Below are 15,994 nucleotides of genomic sequence, written 5' to 3'. Positions count from 1 at the left end.
TTTGCGGCGCATCATCTTTCCCCTTAAATCAATCGTCACAATCAGACCCGATCAGCAGGCGACGCGTCGAGGCCGACTTACTCAACTGCTCGGAGCATCGCCTCAAATCACCGATGTGATTACGCAAGCTACGGGAGGTGCCGTTCTATCTATTCGATCTCACCCCTTTTATGAGTCGTCTTCATAAGAAAACGGCTTTGATCGTTAAGGGGAGGGAATATGTCTAGGTATAGGCCTTATGCCGCGTGCGTAATCGGCACGATTGTAGTTTCAGCGCTTGTTGGCTCGACGTCGGTATATGCTCAGGATGGTGGCGCCAGCCAATCCGATCAGGCCATCGCAAGCAATACCGGTGTGGCAGACATCGTTGTGACGGCCCAAAAGCGAGCAGAACGCCTTCAAGATGTGCCGATCGCGATCACCGCTTTCGGATCTGCCGATCTGGAAAAGCAGAACGTCACATCAATTACCAATTTCACCAAGCTTGCCGTGCCTGGCCTGGTCTCCACGGCGTTCGTCGGCAGCCCTACTCTATCGCTCAATATTCGCGGTATCTCTACTCAGGATCCTTCGTCGGCTACGATTGAAGCGCCTGTCGCGGTCTACGTGGATGGTGTCTACATTCCCCGTTCCGTTGGCCTGGGATCGGAAATCCTGGACATCGAGCGTGTGGAAATTCTCCGTGGTCCCCAGGGAACGCTGTTTGGCCGTAACGCCGAAGGTGGTGCCCTCTCGATTGTGACGAAGCAGCCTACCGGAGAATTTGAGGGATCTATTGGCGGAACACTTGCCAATTTCGGGCGAAAGAAAGTATACGCCCATATCAACACGCCCAAGCTAGGCACGATTTCCACGAAGATTGACGGATATTATACAAAGTCTGACGGATTCACGAAAAATGGTCCCGACGATCAGACGACTGCCGCGATTTTAAGGAAAAGCCAGCGGCGCAATTTCGGCGAGGAGAACAGCTGGGGCGTTCGCGGCCAAGTACTCTGGGAGCCGTCTGACGTTTTCAGAGCCGTTGTTGCCGCTGATTACAGCGACCTTAAACAGACCGCCTCTTATTTCCATTTTGACTCGCCGACGTTGCTCCTGCCAGCGGCTGAGTTGGGAAATTATGTCAAGAGAACGCCGTTTTCGTACTTTCTGCCATATATCAAATCGAAGGCTAAGGGCGTTGTCGGCACTTTGACTTATGACGTATCAGATTACGTCACGGTCAAATCTATTACATCGGTACGAGGCGTTAAGGAAGACGGCGGCGTCAACCTGCAGAGCTTCGTCGCACTGCCGTCCTTCTTCCCGAACGACATTCCGGGCACACTTCTTTCCGGCCTTTACGGAAAGTCGCTAGTGAAGAGCAAATCATTCAGCCAAGAAGTTCAGCTGCTGGGGACGGCAGGGGATTTCAACTATGTATTTGGCGCCTTCTACTTCCGGGAAAAAGCGGATGATAGCCGCGAAAACTTGGTCTCGATCCGAGCAGAGCCCGGCCGTACTCCTTACAGTATTCAGCCAATCCCGTTGGGTGACCGGCGTTTTCAAAGCGTTCGTTCAAGCACTTTTGCCGCCTTCGCTCAAGCCACGTGGACTCCCAGTGCGCTCGATGGCAAACTCAAAGTAACGCCCGGCCTGCGCTATACCGAAGCAACCAAGTCGGGCGTTCGTACGGTCTTCAATAGCACCGTCCTCGCAGATCCCATCCTGCGACAAATCCCCAGTGTTTCGCGTCTCGATCCAGCTTTGACGGTAGCCTACGACTTCACCCCGGCAGTCAACGTGTATGTTCGATATGCTCAGGCCTTCCGGGATGGTGGCGCGACCGTCCGATCCGAAACGTTTTCCACTTTCGGCGCGGAAATCAACAAGCAGGTTGAGCTTGGTTTCAAGAGTGAACTGTTTGATCGCCGGCTTCGCCTGAATATGGCGGCATATCATAGCTGGGTCTCGGATCAGCAGATCAACGTCACGCCTCCAAACGACCCGACATTACAGGACATCGTCAATGTGCCTGGCACGACTCGGCTATGGGGCTTCGAAGCGGAGGCCACCGTCGTACCTACCGAAGGGTTGACGATTTCGGGCAATCTCGCACTCATGGATGGCAAGCAACCCGCCTACGAATGCGGTGGCTGTAATCGAACGGCGATCGTATTCCTGCCTAAGACCAGCCTTGGTGCAAGTATCGACTACGCCAGACCCGTGATGGGAGACGTCGAAGGCTTTATCCATGCTGATTACAAGCGACTGTCAGCTTATCATACTTCGCCCAAGGCATTTCCGGGTGAGGTATGGCCCGCATCGAAGGTTAGCTTGGCAAATGCGCGTATCGGCTTGAACGGTATCGACCTTGGCGGAGTTCGCGCCAATATCGCCGCTTATGTCGAAAACATCTTTGACAATGACAACGTAACTTTTGATACAAACAATGGTTTTCAATCTTTACAAACGCCGAGGCAGTATGGCCTGCAAGCAAGTATTGATTTCTAAATCTTAGGTTTCGAAGGTTAGGGTGGCGGCTTGCTGGCTCCACCCTAACCTTCAGATTATGTTTTCAACCGAGATTATCGGAACAATCTGCGGGAATGCCCGCTTCGGTCACGGCTCACCTTCGTCGCTAATCCACTTCATGTACCGTTGCATCGCATAAAAGCCGTCATGCGGCGCACCCGTGCCGAATGACATCGCCATACCCAGATTGACGATCCGTTGAGCACCGGCATTTGCCAGCCGATCGCGCAATTCGACTTTGCGAACGAAGGGGTAGACACCTGCGGTCGACGTGGCGCACGGCGTCAGCGAGCCTGGCCACGCGCACAACGTTGACGATCTTGCCGTCGGGATGAAATTCCACTGGTTCGTCGGAACGCACCACAATTCCCGAACCGTCATACCTACCCCAAACGCGATAGTCCGGCTCAAGCATCGCGAAAGCCTCGATCTCCTCGCGCAGCGCGGATGGGACCGGCGCGCACTTGGCAGCGGTATAGCGCCTTCCTTCAGCATGTTTCCGTGCAGCGCCGCGCAGAAACGATCGACATCATTCACGCTGCCTTCGATGAAGATGAAGCGGGAGCACACGCAGGCGCTTTGGTCGAAGTTGGAAACATCGATTTCCGCAAGCTCCGCGGCTTCCTCAAAAGTTTCTGCGCTCTCAAACACCTCGTGCCCGATCAAAGAAATCGACGTCTTGAAATCGAAGGTGATGAGTTCCAGCCCCGGCCCGGCATACTTTTTGATACCGGTAATCGCGCGTTCGCCGCCCCAAGCCGCTATCTTATCGAGATACTGCGGGCGACAGATGGCACCCTCCACCCGCTCGTCTCCACCGCGCCAATAAACCGCCGTGAAGGATCTCAGGAGCGGATGGCATGCGCACCATCGTACGCAGGATCGCGGGCGCAGTATGCAGGTCGTTTGTCGGCATCTTAAGAAGGTGCACGCCCTTCGTAAGCGCGCCTTTGATAATCGCTCCGGCAGCCACCATGGGTACGTTCCCTGCCAGGACGTGCAGGATACGCGGGGGGAAAGCGCGAACCTTGATCACTTTGCCGTTCGTCAGCACCTCACGCTGCCAACCGTCGAGAATCTCCAGCGATCCAAGCTCACGCTTGAGCATGTAGGTGATGCCCGCTTTGTCCGAAAACATGGCGGGCAAATCATCGTAGAGGTTTTCGATGATCCGCCGCTCCAGCCTGCAGGAGCCTGTCATTCGGTCGAGCGCAACGGCGATGTGGCCGTCGACGTCGGCACGTAAAGCCTCGCCCGTCCGCTCGAGAATATCGAGAATTTCCGTGATGCCTACATCAGCAGCCGGGCAAGGCTCCATCCGCGACCAAACGAGGCTGCCCATGTCGATCTTCGGTGTGGCGAACGGTGTCCGGCCCGCATAAACCTCTTCGGCACCATCGGCAAGTTCGCCTTTCACGATGTGCTGGACGAGTTGCAGAGGCTGATCGGAACCGAAACCTTTGTTGTTCGCGATGGTCATTGGATAGCTCCTTCCTCATTCGGGAAGGAGACGTCGCTTGGAAAAATTTCCCGCTCGCGTGGCCAATCCGTTATACGGCGAAGCCGTGCTGGCGGCAGATGGGACCCGATTTTCATCATCGCTCTCCTTTAACAACAGCCTCCCGCGCCACCCTGTGGAAGTATATTGCCATTTGGAGAGTTAGCCGTCCAAGCCCCCACGCTCTACGTGACTATTTATGAGGAGGCGAACCACGTCCACGTTTTGTGAGCAGATGCCGCGAGGACAGAGTTGCCCCCAATCTATGAACGGGCGCATCATCGCCCTTCTTGGCGTATCTAAAAAAGCGAAGACCGCCGTCACGCTTGGGCGCAACGACGGTCTTTCACATGACCTGCAACGTCTAGCTGGTTACCAGCGATACGTCGCCTGCAGGCCGTAGCTGCGTGGCTCGCCGTAGCCGGCGCGCGCAGTGCCATAGTTGGCCAGCTGCTGTGTCTTAAACAAAACGTACTTCTTGTTCAGCACGTTGTTCATCCAGAAGCCGATGTCGAAAGGAAGCGTCTTTACCAGATCGATACGGCCATTCACCAAGCCGTAGCCCGGGATCCTGGTGGTGTCGTCCAGGAAGTACAGATCGTCGGTGTTGACGCCTGAACGATAGTAATAGGATCCGGTCAGGCGCAGGCCACCATCGTTTCCACCCACGGGGATCGTGTAGATCGCGCTGGCGTTGAGGGTGTGCTTGGGCGTCGATGTCAGCGGGAAGCCCGACAGATCGGTGGTCTGAGGAACCCTGCCACCTACGATCGGTGCCGTGAAGGTGTCGTACTTGGCATTCACGTAGCTATAGAAGCCCGACAGTTGCAGACGATCAGTCGGGTTGACGTTCATCTCGATCTCGCCTCCCCATACGGTGGACGATGCCGCATTGAATACGGCGACCCATGAGCGGTTGTCGCTATAGGAGCCGTTCAAGGAGCGCTGTTGATTGTCGTACTTCGAGTAGAACAGCGCCAGGTTCGTGCGCAGCGGCGTGCCAGACAGGAACCAGTCTTTCTTGACGCCCGCCTCGAAGCTCATGACCGTCTCGGGTGAGAAGGTATGGAATTCCGGCTCCCGGATCTGCGCGTTGAAGCCACCCGCCTGATAGCCCTTCGACGCGTTCACGTAGATAAGCGTGCGGGTATCGACCTTGAAGTTCAAGCTGCCGTTGAAGATGAAGCTGTTGAACGATGTGTCACGGAACACGCGACATTGGCCAGCATCGTAGTCTTCCGTGACATTACCCGCCGCGTCAGTCTGTGCGTAGATCGGCGTGGTGCACGTCAGCGGCGTACCGGAGAACTGCTGCAACGCGTAATTGAGCTTCTCATGCGTGTAGCGCGCGCCCAGCGTCAATGTCAGCTTGTCATCGATCTGGTAGTTGATCTGTCCGAACGCAGCGTAGCTCTTGGTCCGATACATGCTGTCCGTCAGGTTCGGCGAGATCGCCCCAGACGGCGGCAGGACACCAAACGGGTTGCGGGTCGGAGAATCGCCAATCGCGATATAGTTGAGGAACTGGTCGCCCTTGTAATCCGAGTAATAGAGTCCAACGGTATAATCGAGACGATCATTGAACAGCTTGCCAATAATATCTAGCTCGTTCGTGTACTGCTTTGACTTCAGCTCGTTGAAGCCATCGAGAGCCGGATTGGTCGTGCCGTCGTCATCCTCACTGTTTTCCAAATGATCATCGCGGTATCCGAAGATATTGCGCAGCGTGACCGAGCCAAGCTCCAGCGTGGTGGTGTTGGAAACGCCCCACCAGTCACCCTTCACATAGATGGGGAAGGTACGCCGCACCTTCTTGTAGCCAATCGCATTCTGCTCGGCGAACTGGGCCGAACAATCGGAATACAGCACGTCGCAAGGTGCGAAGGAGGCGTAGGCGGGATTACGAACCGTCTTGCCGTTGCCGAAACGCAAAGCGCCATCCAGGCCCAGAGTCGCGTCCAGAATACCCGCCTGATTGGCCCGCTCGTTCTGATGATAGTAATCGAAGACCGTGTCGTTCGTGAGCGTGTCGGTCGGCTGCAAGCGCAGCGAAACGCGAATGGACTGGTTCTTCTCGTTATTCAGATCGCGTTGACCGGGCTCGATATTCTTCAACCAACCGTCACGCGCGACAATGCGCCCAGCGACACGCAGGCCCACACCCTCTGCAACCGGCACGTTGACCATGCCGGTGAAGTCCTTGCGATTCCAGTTGCCATACTGGGAGGTCGCCATCCCCTCGAACCGATCGCTGGGCGCATTTGGCGTGAAGATGATTGCGCCGCCCGTGGTGTTCTTGCCGAACAACGTGCCCTGCGGACCCTTCAGCACCTGAACCGACTGCATATCGAAATTGGCGTTTTTGATCGGCACGCTGGAGATGAGCGGAACATAGCCCAGATAGACGGCGACGCCGCCCTGCGACCCTGTGATGCCCTGCTGGCGGGTACCGCGAATAGCGAAGCTGGGTGCCCCGCCCTGGGGCTCTGGGAAGTTGACGAGGCCCGGTACGTTGAATTGAAGATCGGTAACGCTTTGCACCGTCTTGGTTTGCAGCGCATCACCGCTGAGCGCCGTGATCGCGATCGGGACGGACTGAAGGTTTTCGTTCGTCTTACGCGCGGTTACGACGATGTCGTTGATCCCACTCTGAGCGTCCTGAGCAGTAGCCTCCTGCGCGAACGCGGCCGGAGCACACACCAGCATGGTGATGGCGCTGACGCCGGAAAATAAAAGGGAACGGTCCATGCGCGAAATATCCTCCACCTTTCAAACCAGGACGACAGTAGAGCGAACAGGGCGCATTTTGCGTCCCGTTCCTCTTCCTCTTCCTCTTCTGCCACGCCCTCTATGCACAGCCTTCCCGCACCACAATCCGTAGGGAGGCTGCGGAGGGATGATTATGGTTATGATTTGCCAAGTAGAAACACCAAAAAAGCTAGTCCGCGGCAATTTTGTAACATCGTGAAGCTTGGCAGTTTGCTGCAACAAAACTTGTCTCTATCCAATCATGGCTAAATAGCGTGGCCTTTCTAACCAACGAATACATGTAGGCGCCCCTAACACGGTTTGGCAGGATGCGGCCAACGACCCCGCCCATGCGCGCGAGGCTTGAGCGGCGGCAAAGGCGGCGGATTTTCTCAATGCAAGGCCACCCGTGATTGCTGCGCACAGCTATGGTGGGAGGCCGATGCTGCCTTTGGGCCAGCATCATGGCATGGCTCTGGCAGGCGCGATCCTCTTTGATACGATCATCGAGCATCAGCGCGAGATGATGCGATTTCCACCCTCACCCAACCGTCGCGTCTATCGCACATTGGCGGAGGCTCTCGCGCGGTTTCGGCTTGCGCCGCCGCAGCCCTGCCCCAATCCGTTCTACCTCGAGTGGATCGCGCGCCATTCTCTGCAACGGCTTGCGGCCGACGATCCACAAGGGCCAGGCTTTCGCTGGGTCTTCGATCCGCTTCTGTGGGATCGGCTGGAATGGCATGACAAGTGGAAGGCGGCCACTCAAGGCAACTGCAAGCGAAGATCGCACGGATCGCGTTAGCTTGGATCACCAAGGCGGCCGCGAGGTAACAGCGGTTGAGCCATCTCGGATAACAAACCATCACGGCTTGCACGGGCAAATTACCCATATGATGTCCGATCGGCCGATGAGCGCTGTGCACCATCGGTGCGGGGCGATATTGCCGCTATCGCATTGCTGCCCACGCTCCACACGTTACTTGGCGCCATGGATCGGGAGCGTGCGGGTGATCGGAGAACGTATGAGCGCGGTGAGTTACCAGGTCGATGGCGAAGTGGCTGTGCTGACGGTGGATTATCCACCTGTTAACACCGCAAGCTTGGCGGTGCGCACAGGCCTGGCCGAAACGCTGGAACGCGCACGGGGCGACGAGGCCGTCCGCGCCGTCGTGATCATGGGCGGTGGCAAGACCTTCATCGCCGGCGCCGACATCACCGAATTCGGCACGGACAAGAGCAAGGCCAGCCCTTCGATCCAGGACATTCAGAATATCCTGGAAGACTTTCCCAAACCAGTGATCGCTGCGATCCACGGGACGGCGCTGGGTGGTGGGCTCGAACTGGCGCTAACTTGCCACGCCCGCGTCGCAGTCGCATCCGCGAAGGTCGGTTTGCCCGAGGTTAATCTGGGTATTCTCCCAGGCGCCGGAGGGACGCAGCGCGTTCCACGCCTGACTGGGGTCGATGCGGCTATCGATATCATGACGACCGGCAAGCACATTTCAGCGGACAAAGCGTTGGAAATGGGCCTGATCGATGCTGTGGTTGACGATGCCCGCACCGGGGCCGTGGCGTTTGCCCGCGATGTGGTGGCTTCGGGTCGTAGCTTCATGCCGGTTACCCAGCGGGACGACAAGATTACCGGCGTCGACCCGTCTGTATTTGCCCGGGCTCGCGCTACTGTTGGCAAAAAGGCGCGAGGCAAGATCGCGCCCATGGCCATAATCGATTGCGTCGAGGCGGCCTGCAGCAGCTCCGCCGCGCAAGGCCTGGCATTCGAGACGGAAAAATTCGCCGAGTTGTACGCCAGTGATCAACGCCCTGCCCTGATGCATTACTTTTTTGCAGAGCGGGAGGCGCGAAAAGTTCCGGGCCTCAAAGCAGTTGCAAAGCCGATCCGGTCGGCTGCGGTGATTGGTGCTGGCACAATGGGCGGCGGCATCGCCATGGTTTTTGCCAATGCCGGCATTCCGGTGACCTTGGCCGACATCAGCGACGAAGCTTTGGCCAAGGGCATGGCGACGATCCGCAAGAACTACGAGATTTCGGTCAGCCGCGGCTCGATGGCGCAAGGCAAAATGGACGAAGCGCTCGCGCGCATCTCGACCGCTATAAATTACGCGGATTTTGCGCAGGCCGACATTGTCGTGGAAGCTGTTTTCGAGAAGATGGACTTGAAGAAAGACATTTTCACTCGGTTGGATGCGGTGATGAAGCCGGGTGCGATCCTGGCGACCAACACGTCCTCGCTTGATATCGATCAGATCGCCGCCGTGACGGAGCGGCCCGAAGATGTGATCGGCGTTCATTTCTTCTCGCCCGCCAACGTCATGAAGCTCCAGGAAAACATCCGAGGGGCTCGAACATCCGACGAAGTCATCGCCACGGTCATGGATCTGGGCAAGACGCTGGGCAAGAACGTGGTGCTGGCCGGCAATTGCGACGGGTTTATCGGCAACCGGATGCTGCAGTATTATACCGGCGAAGCGGGGTTCCTGATGGAGCAAGGTGCGACGCCGGAGCAAATCGACCGGGTCGCCGAGAAATTTGGAATGCCCATGGGGCCGATCTCCATGCGCGACATGAGCGGCCTCGATATTGGCGTGTTGGTCCGCAAGGAACGGCTGAAGAAACTGCCGCCGGGCGAGCGTTTCTCTCCGATACTGGAGCGACTGGTGGAGCAGGGGCGCTGCGGGATGAAAACCGGCAAAGGTTTTTATCGTTACGAAGGGCGTGACAAGTCCCCCGATCCCGAAACCACGCAGATCATCGAGGATGTCGCCAACGAACTGGGTATTGAGCGGCGCACTTTCACCGATGAGGAAATCGAGTTCCGCCTTTTCGCGCCCCTGGTGAACGAGGGGGCCAAGGAGATCGAAGACGGTACGGCGCTGCGCGCCGGCGATATCGATGTCGCCTGGGTCAACGGATACGGTTTTCCTTCGCACAAGGGCGGGCCGATGTTCTGGGGTGAGCAGGTGGGATTGGACAAGATCTACGACGCGGCGGTGGCGGCGGCGGAACGGAACGGCCCACGCTGGGCACCTGGCAAGCTGCTGAAGCGACTGGCGATGGAAGGCAAAGGGGGAAGGACGCCTGAAGGCGCCCGCTGTCACCTCCACGAAAAAAGGCGCTAAATACTATGTCGATACTGTTTTCTCCTCTAACTTTGCGTGGACTGACGCTACGCAACCGCATCGCTGTCGCGCCGATGCTGCAGGCTGCTGCTGTCGAGGGCGAGCCCACGGCTTGGCACCATGTCCACATCGGCCGCTTCGCCATCGGTGGGGTGGGCCTGATCATGATGGAATCGACGAAGGTGGAGCGGCGCGGGCGCGGGACCATCGGCGATCTGGGGCTATGGGACGACGCTGTAGTGCCGCTGTTTCGCCCGATTGTGGATTTCGCACATAGCCACGGTGCGGCGATCGGCATCCAGTTAGGTCACACGGGTCGTAAACGCAGCGCTTCCAGCACCGTTCCCGACGAAGCGGTCGCACCCAGTGCTATCCAGCATGGTCCGGACAAGATCATGCCGCGAGCGCTGGAACTGGATGAGATCCCCGGCGTGATTGATGCTTTCGCCTCGGCCGCGCGCCGCGCCATGGAGGCCGGCTTCGACACTGTCGAGCTTCACGGTGCGCACGGGTATCTGTTGCACGCCTTCCTCTCTCCCATCGCGAACCAGCGCACCGACCGCTACGGCGGCAGCGAGGAAAATCGCCAGCGGCTCATGCTGGAGGTGGCTGAAGCGGTGCGCGCGCAGATGCCTGAGGACAAGCCACTATTCGTAAGACTATCTTGCGAGGATCAGGCGGGCGTCGGATTGGAACAGATCATTCCGCTAGTCGCAAAGCTGAAGGCCCTTGGTGTTGACGTAATCGATTGCAGCAGCGGCGGCCTGAGAGACGACATGCGCGATATTCCAGGCGTCAACGCCGATGAGTTTGGATATCAGGTGCCCTATGCCCGGCAATTGCGCGCCGACACGGGCATCACCACCATGGCCGTGGGCCACATCATCCACGCACAGCAAGCCGAAGCGATCCTGCAGGAAGGCGCAGCTGACATCATCGCGCTCGGCCGCGAGATGCTTTACAATCCCAACTGGGCGATAGACGCGGCGCAGAAGCTGGGCGAAGATCCTGATTTTGAGCTTCTGCCGGTCCATGTGCGCGGCCCCATGGCATCACGTCGCCGTCGCTTTGGCGGCACTCTTTCGACTTATGCTTCCGGGTGGACCGAAGGCGAGGCAGAAAAGACCGCCTGAACGCCGATCACGAACAATGGGGAGAGGGTTATGACAGGTCAGCCGATTACCAAGGTTGTCTATCTGGCGCGGCGGAACCCTCGCCTTAGCCGGGATGAATTTCCCGGCCGTTGGCGCCAACACTCCCTGTTGGCCGGATCCATGCCTTCGATACGGCCTGGTTTTGCCCAAGTCGCACAGTGCATCAATCTGTATGACCGAGAGGTCGTGCCGCGCGCCACGCTGGACTACGATGGCGTCAACCTGCTGACACTTGTCGATCCCGCCTTCGCATCTATTCCGTGGCAAAGCGATGAAGTGCTGGAACTGGTGCTACCCGACGAGTTGGCGACGTTTGACGGCTATGTCCGGCATTTCTCGCTGACCACGCAGGAGCATGTGGTGGTGGAGGGTCCGATGCGCCCTTATTGCCTGATCCTATTCCTGAAGCGTGACCGCACGCTCGATATGGAAGCTTTCGCCAAGAAACTAATGAAGGTCCACGGCACGATGGCGCAAGGCAGTCCACGTGCAGTTGTGAATATCGTGACCGATCGGCAGCCCGGCTATAATTATGATGCCGTGACGGAGCTTTGGTTTGACACGCAGGAGCACGCGCAAGCTTTCACTCGCTCCATTGCCTATACTGATGACTACCTCTCACAGCGTCAGGTAATATGCGACGAGTGGCGCACACTGACGTTCATGGCGCGCATCAATTATGCGCGCCCTGCCCTTGCCGATGGCGCGGGATAACCCCGCTTAATCGGTAAGCGCCGTCAGGTCCGGCCAAAAACGCTCGGCACCAGCGGTCGTCACGTGCGCGCCCACCACAGCCGCCCAGAAGCTGTCGCCCCCAAACTCTGACCGCCACGTCCACAGCCTGCGCGTCAGCGGATGCAGATTGTATTCGTGCGTAAAGCCTATCGCACCATGTGCCTGATGCGCGATGGATGCGCCTGTTCCAGCCGCGCGATTGGCGCGCAGCTTGGCAACGGCGACCTCGAAGGTACCCTCCCCGCGATCCAAAGCCTGGGCGGCACCCACGGCGGCGCAATTTGCGGCAGCAGCCTCGCCGGCGAAGGTCGCCAGGTTCTGTTGCACGGCCTGGAACTTGGCCAAAGGCCGGTCGAACTGCTTGCGCTCGTTCACGTAGCCAACAGACAGCGACAGCGCGCCATCAAGTGCCCCGGCGATCTGAGCGGTGCGGGCAAATGCCCCCAGCCGCAAAATGTCGGCCTCCGCGTGATCGGCTGACGCGCCTTGGAATGTCCAGACTTCGCGAGCCTCCCCGGCGAGACTGTCATGGGGTTCGCATGAGCCATCCGATGTAAGCAATATCAGCGCACCTCCGTTCGGAGCCGGAGCGACGATGTATGCCGCCCCCTCGCTAGCGACGGCGCCGGGGATACGGCCGGTGAAAGAGCCATTGGTGAGTTCGCCGTGACTTGCGCTGGCGATCGTTCCCCGGCCGTCCAAGCCCAACGGTGCCGCGACATGACGCGCCAGCGCGGCTTCAACCACCGGCAGTGCCAGTGCATGATAGCCTGCAAGACGGAATACGACTCTTGCATCGTCCCAGCTTCCACCAAAGCCGTCCTGATCCTCGCCGAGCAGCAACGAGGCGAGTCCCAGTTCGTGGACCCTATCCCACGATTGGGCAACGGTTGCACTGTCGCCCAGTTCGGCAAACAGGCCATCGACCATGTCGCTTAACATCGTTTGTTGTTCGTTCATCTCAGGCCAAGCCCCCGCGCGATGATACCTTTGAGGATTTCGCTGGTGCCGCCACGCAGCGAGAAGGAGGGCGAAACCTGAAGCAGATGACCCAGTATGCGACCGATCGGTGCGGGATCGGCCATGTCTAGCTCAATGCTGGCCTGCACCAAGGTGGGCATCGCTTGTTCGAAGCTGTTGCCCAAATCCTTGACGATCGTCGCCTCCAAGGCAGGGTCTTCGCCCGCCGCCAGTCTTGCGGCTACAGATGCCGACATCATCCGCAACGTCCACAAATCCGCCGTCAAGCGGCCGATCAGATCACGCACCTCGGAAGAAGCGTTCGGCCCGACATGGCGGATCAATTCCAGCAGCAGTGCCGTTGAGGACAGATAGCGTTCGGGCCCCGACCGCTCGAGCGAAAGTTCTGCCGTCGCCTGGCGCCAGCCCTGCCCCTCTTCTCCGACCAGAGCGGTTTCGGGCAGTTCGACGCTGTCGAAGAATACCTCGTTGAAATCGTGCCCGCCGGTGAGATCGATGATCGGCTTCACCGTGACGCCCGGCGCATCCATGGGGATGACGAACTGGCTGAGACCTGCGTTGCGCTCCGACCCTTCCTCAGAACGCACGAGTGCGATCATGACGTGAGAAAAATGCGCGCCCGTAGTCCACACTTTCTGCCCGTCGATGATCCAGCGATCACCTTTACGCCGCGCCATGGTGCGAACCGATGCCAGATCCGAGCCGGCATTGGGCTCGGACAGGCCGATGCACGAATATATCTCGCCGCGCGCCATGCCAGGCACCCAGCGTTGACGTTCATCCTCTGTGCCATAGCGAAGCAACATGCCACCGTGCTGACGATCGGCCATCCAATGCGCCCCCACTGGCGCCCCGGCCGCTAGAAGCTCTTCCAGGACGACATAGCGCTCGAGGCTCGACCGTTCATGCCCACCGTAGGCTTTGGGCCAGATCATCCCGATCAGGCCCGCTTCTCCTAGTTTGCGGCTGAACGCGGGGTCGGCAACGCACCAGCTGTTCGCACGGTCGGCCGGATCGGCAGGATTGGGATGGCTGGCAACCAAGTCGCGCACAGTTGCACGCAATGCGGTCGCATTGTCCGGCCAAGGTACAGGGCTGGCGATGAACGTCTGCAACAGGAGACTCCAGGTAATGGCGAGCGGCCCGTCTGCCTTAACCCGCGCCAATTTTGCAGGGGTAATCGCTCGCCGACTTGGGCTTGAATCCGGGAATCACAGCCATGATTGCCCAAGCCAGCCGCCTCTCAGCCCGCTGACGCATGCGCTGAAGCCGTCCGGCGTACCTTGGCCTGGAGGCTGGCCGCCCATCGCGGCGATTGGTCAATCACTTCGCCGTGATGGGTGCGTGCAGGCAATATTTTTGAAGATCGGGCGGCGCCTTCACGCCGCCCTTCCACAAGTACACCGCCCAGACTGACGGCACCGTTATTCAGGCCTTGCCTGCTGCTTCCACTTGTTCGCCTACCATTCGGAATTCGTCGATCAAGCTGGCGGGGATATGGACTCCGCGGGTCTGGTCGCGAATAGTGTCGATGTTGGCAGCGATCTCTTCCGCCGTTGCGGGCGCGTCGGCGGAATTAATCCATCCCTCGGTGACACCCACAAACGCGCGGGCGACGCGCCGGCCCATCACGGAATACAGATCATGCGTGGTGGTGCATGCCTCGCTCGCCATGTAGACGACCGGGGCGACGACATATTCGGGCACGATGGTGTGCGGTCCGATCTTCATGACGTGCGGATAGACCGGCGCCATCTCCTCGGGCTTCATCTGCTCGCCCATCCGGCTATCGGCGTTGGGCAACAGGCCATTGCACAAGATGTTGTGTGGCAGCCCCTCCTGGACCAAGACATTCATCAAGCCGATGATGCCGCCCTTGGCAGCGCCATAAGCCGCCTGGGTCTGGTTGCCAAAAGCCGCGACAGCAGACGCCGTGAACACGATGCGCCCATAGCCCGCCTTCTTCATGTGGGGCCACACGGCCTGCGTCACGTTCCAGGTGCCGAGCAGATGCGTGGAGATCAGGGAATCTCTGTCGGCTTCGCTGACTTCGTCAAACCACGCGTTGCGCAGATTACCGGCGTTGTTGATCAGCGCATCGATCCGACCGAAAGAGTCCAGCGCAGTCTGCGCTATACTCTGCGCACCTTCACGCGTGGCCACGCTTGCATAGTTGGCCACGGCATTGCCGCCCTCAGCGCGAATTTGCGCCACCACCTTGTCCGCCATCTCGGAAGTACCGGCGTCGCCCACCACATTGCCGCCCAGATCGTTGACCACGACGTTGCCGCCGCGCCGGGCGATATCAAGCGCATAACCGCGGCCCAGGCCACCGCCCGCTCCCGTCACGATTACAGTTCTGCCGGTGAAATCGACGGTCATGTTTGTCCCTCTTCCCTTTGATTGTCAGGCAATAGCCTACGCTATTAGTCTCTATTCTCACACATAACGGTGAAAACAGCCGGCTCGGCCGGAAGATCACATCGATGATTTGCAGTACGCCAACGAGGCGGATCGCTTGGAACCCGGCGGCTCACGCAATGCGATCCTTCGATGTAGCCAAGCCATCCGCCCGATCAATCGGCCACCTTCACAAGATGCTTGCCGATACCATGACCAGCCAGCATCGCCAGGAAGGCGTCGGGTATCGCATCGAAGCCATCGTGGATCGTTTCCGGTGCGTGCAGCGCGCCTGAAAGTATCATTGCCTCAAGATCGCGCAACGCCGCCGGATAGTCCTCTTCGTGGCGGTAGATGCTGAAAGGCAGGATGCTGACCCCCTTCAACAGTATCTTGCGAAAATGGCTCAAGCAGATCGGCCCATCATCGCCGTAATGCTGAATCAGGCCACACAGTGCGATACGCGCGGTATCGTTCGCTAGTTCGAGTACGGGATCAAGTATCTTTGCGCCCACATTCTCGAAATGGCGGTCGACGCCGTTTGGACAGGCGGACGCCAACAACACCGGAAAATCGGGGGCACTATGGTCAATGCCTGCCGCCAACCCGTACAGGTGCGCGACGCGTTCCGCCTTGCCGCCACCGGCGATAGCTACCACGCGGGCGCCTGCGCGTTTTGCCAGCTGGCACGCCACCAGGCCGACCATGCCCGCAGCGGAACTGACAACCACTGTCTGGCCAGGCTGAGGATCGAGGAGATTCATGCCGACCATGGCAGTGAAGCCGGAATGGCCCGCTATGCCCAGATACGCGCTGAGCGGCACGGC

Annotated in this window: 10 protein-coding genes and 1 pseudogene; 5 read left to right on the top strand and 6 right to left on the bottom strand. The window is 58.8% G+C overall.

The features are described from left to right. Positions 1–354 precede the first annotated feature (354 nt). Entirely contained in the window at positions 355–2,493 is a 2,139-nt protein-coding gene (locus tag ACHWRX_RS06090; RefSeq protein WP_394658497.1) for a TonB-dependent receptor, read from the top strand. Positions 2,494–2,601: 108 nt separating this feature from the next. On the opposite strand, the pseudogene ACHWRX_RS06085 reads toward ACHWRX_RS06090, so the two are convergent. Then, positions 2,602–3,832 (bottom strand): annotated as a pseudogene (locus ACHWRX_RS06085) (acyl-CoA reductase). 552 nt (positions 3,833–4,384) lie between these two features. Further along, on the bottom strand, positions 4,385–6,760 hold the full coding sequence (locus ACHWRX_RS06080) for a TonB-dependent receptor (protein ID WP_394658496.1): 2,376 nt from the start codon (positions 6,758–6,760) through the stop codon (positions 4,385–4,387). 409 nt (positions 6,761–7,169) lie between these two features. On the opposite strand from ACHWRX_RS06080, the gene ACHWRX_RS06075 reads away from it, so the two are divergent. The 4 genes from ACHWRX_RS06075 (at position 7,170) to ACHWRX_RS06060 (ending at position 11,765) form a co-directional block, all read left to right on the top strand. After that, positions 7,170–7,562: a hypothetical protein gene (locus ACHWRX_RS06075; RefSeq protein WP_394658495.1), complete on the top strand. Its 393-nt coding sequence runs from the start codon at positions 7,170–7,172 to the stop codon at positions 7,560–7,562. 205 nt (positions 7,563–7,767) lie between these two features. Continuing rightward, positions 7,768–9,897, top strand: coding sequence for a 3-hydroxyacyl-CoA dehydrogenase NAD-binding domain-containing protein (locus ACHWRX_RS06070; RefSeq protein WP_394658494.1), 2,130 nt, complete (start codon positions 7,768–7,770; stop codon positions 9,895–9,897). A gap of 5 nt (positions 9,898–9,902) precedes the next feature. Continuing rightward, positions 9,903–11,030 carry an NADH:flavin oxidoreductase/NADH oxidase gene (locus ACHWRX_RS06065; protein ID WP_394658493.1) on the top strand — a complete coding sequence of 376 codons (1,128 nt, stop codon included), beginning with the start codon at positions 9,903–9,905 and terminating at the stop codon, positions 11,028–11,030. Between the two features lie 141 nt (positions 11,031–11,171). Beyond that, positions 11,172–11,765, top strand: a complete 594-nt coding sequence (locus tag ACHWRX_RS06060; protein ID WP_394658492.1) for a hypothetical protein — start codon at positions 11,172–11,174, stop codon at positions 11,763–11,765. Between the two features lie 6 nt (positions 11,766–11,771). Here the strand turns inward: ACHWRX_RS06060 and ACHWRX_RS06055 are convergent, their stop codons facing one another. From ACHWRX_RS06055 to ACHWRX_RS06040, 4 genes are all read right to left on the bottom strand, one after another. Next, positions 11,772–12,746 carry an acyl-CoA dehydrogenase family protein gene (locus ACHWRX_RS06055; RefSeq protein ID WP_394658491.1) on the bottom strand — a complete coding sequence of 325 codons (975 nt, stop codon included), beginning with the start codon at positions 12,744–12,746 and terminating at the stop codon, positions 11,772–11,774. Then, complete coding sequence (locus ACHWRX_RS06050) at positions 12,743–13,882, bottom strand: acyl-CoA dehydrogenase family protein (protein ID WP_394658490.1); 1,140 nt, start codon at positions 13,880–13,882, stop codon at positions 12,743–12,745. Before ACHWRX_RS06050 ends, ACHWRX_RS06055 begins: the two co-directional genes overlap by 4 nt. 313 nt (positions 13,883–14,195) lie before the next feature. Further along, positions 14,196–15,149 carry an SDR family NAD(P)-dependent oxidoreductase gene (locus ACHWRX_RS06045; RefSeq protein ID WP_394658489.1) on the bottom strand — a complete coding sequence of 318 codons (954 nt, stop codon included), beginning with the start codon at positions 15,147–15,149 and terminating at the stop codon, positions 14,196–14,198. 194 nt (positions 15,150–15,343) lie between these two features. Next, entirely contained in the window at positions 15,344–15,991 is a 648-nt protein-coding gene (locus tag ACHWRX_RS06040; protein WP_394658526.1) for a zinc-binding dehydrogenase, read from the bottom strand. Positions 15,992–15,994 lie beyond the last annotated feature (3 nt).

It is taken from the genome of uncultured Novosphingobium sp. (genome assembly GCF_964277725.1).
Taxonomy (GTDB): domain Bacteria; phylum Pseudomonadota; class Alphaproteobacteria; order Sphingomonadales; family Sphingomonadaceae; genus Novosphingobium; species Novosphingobium fluoreni.
This window is presented reverse-complemented; position numbering and strand designations above follow the sequence as displayed.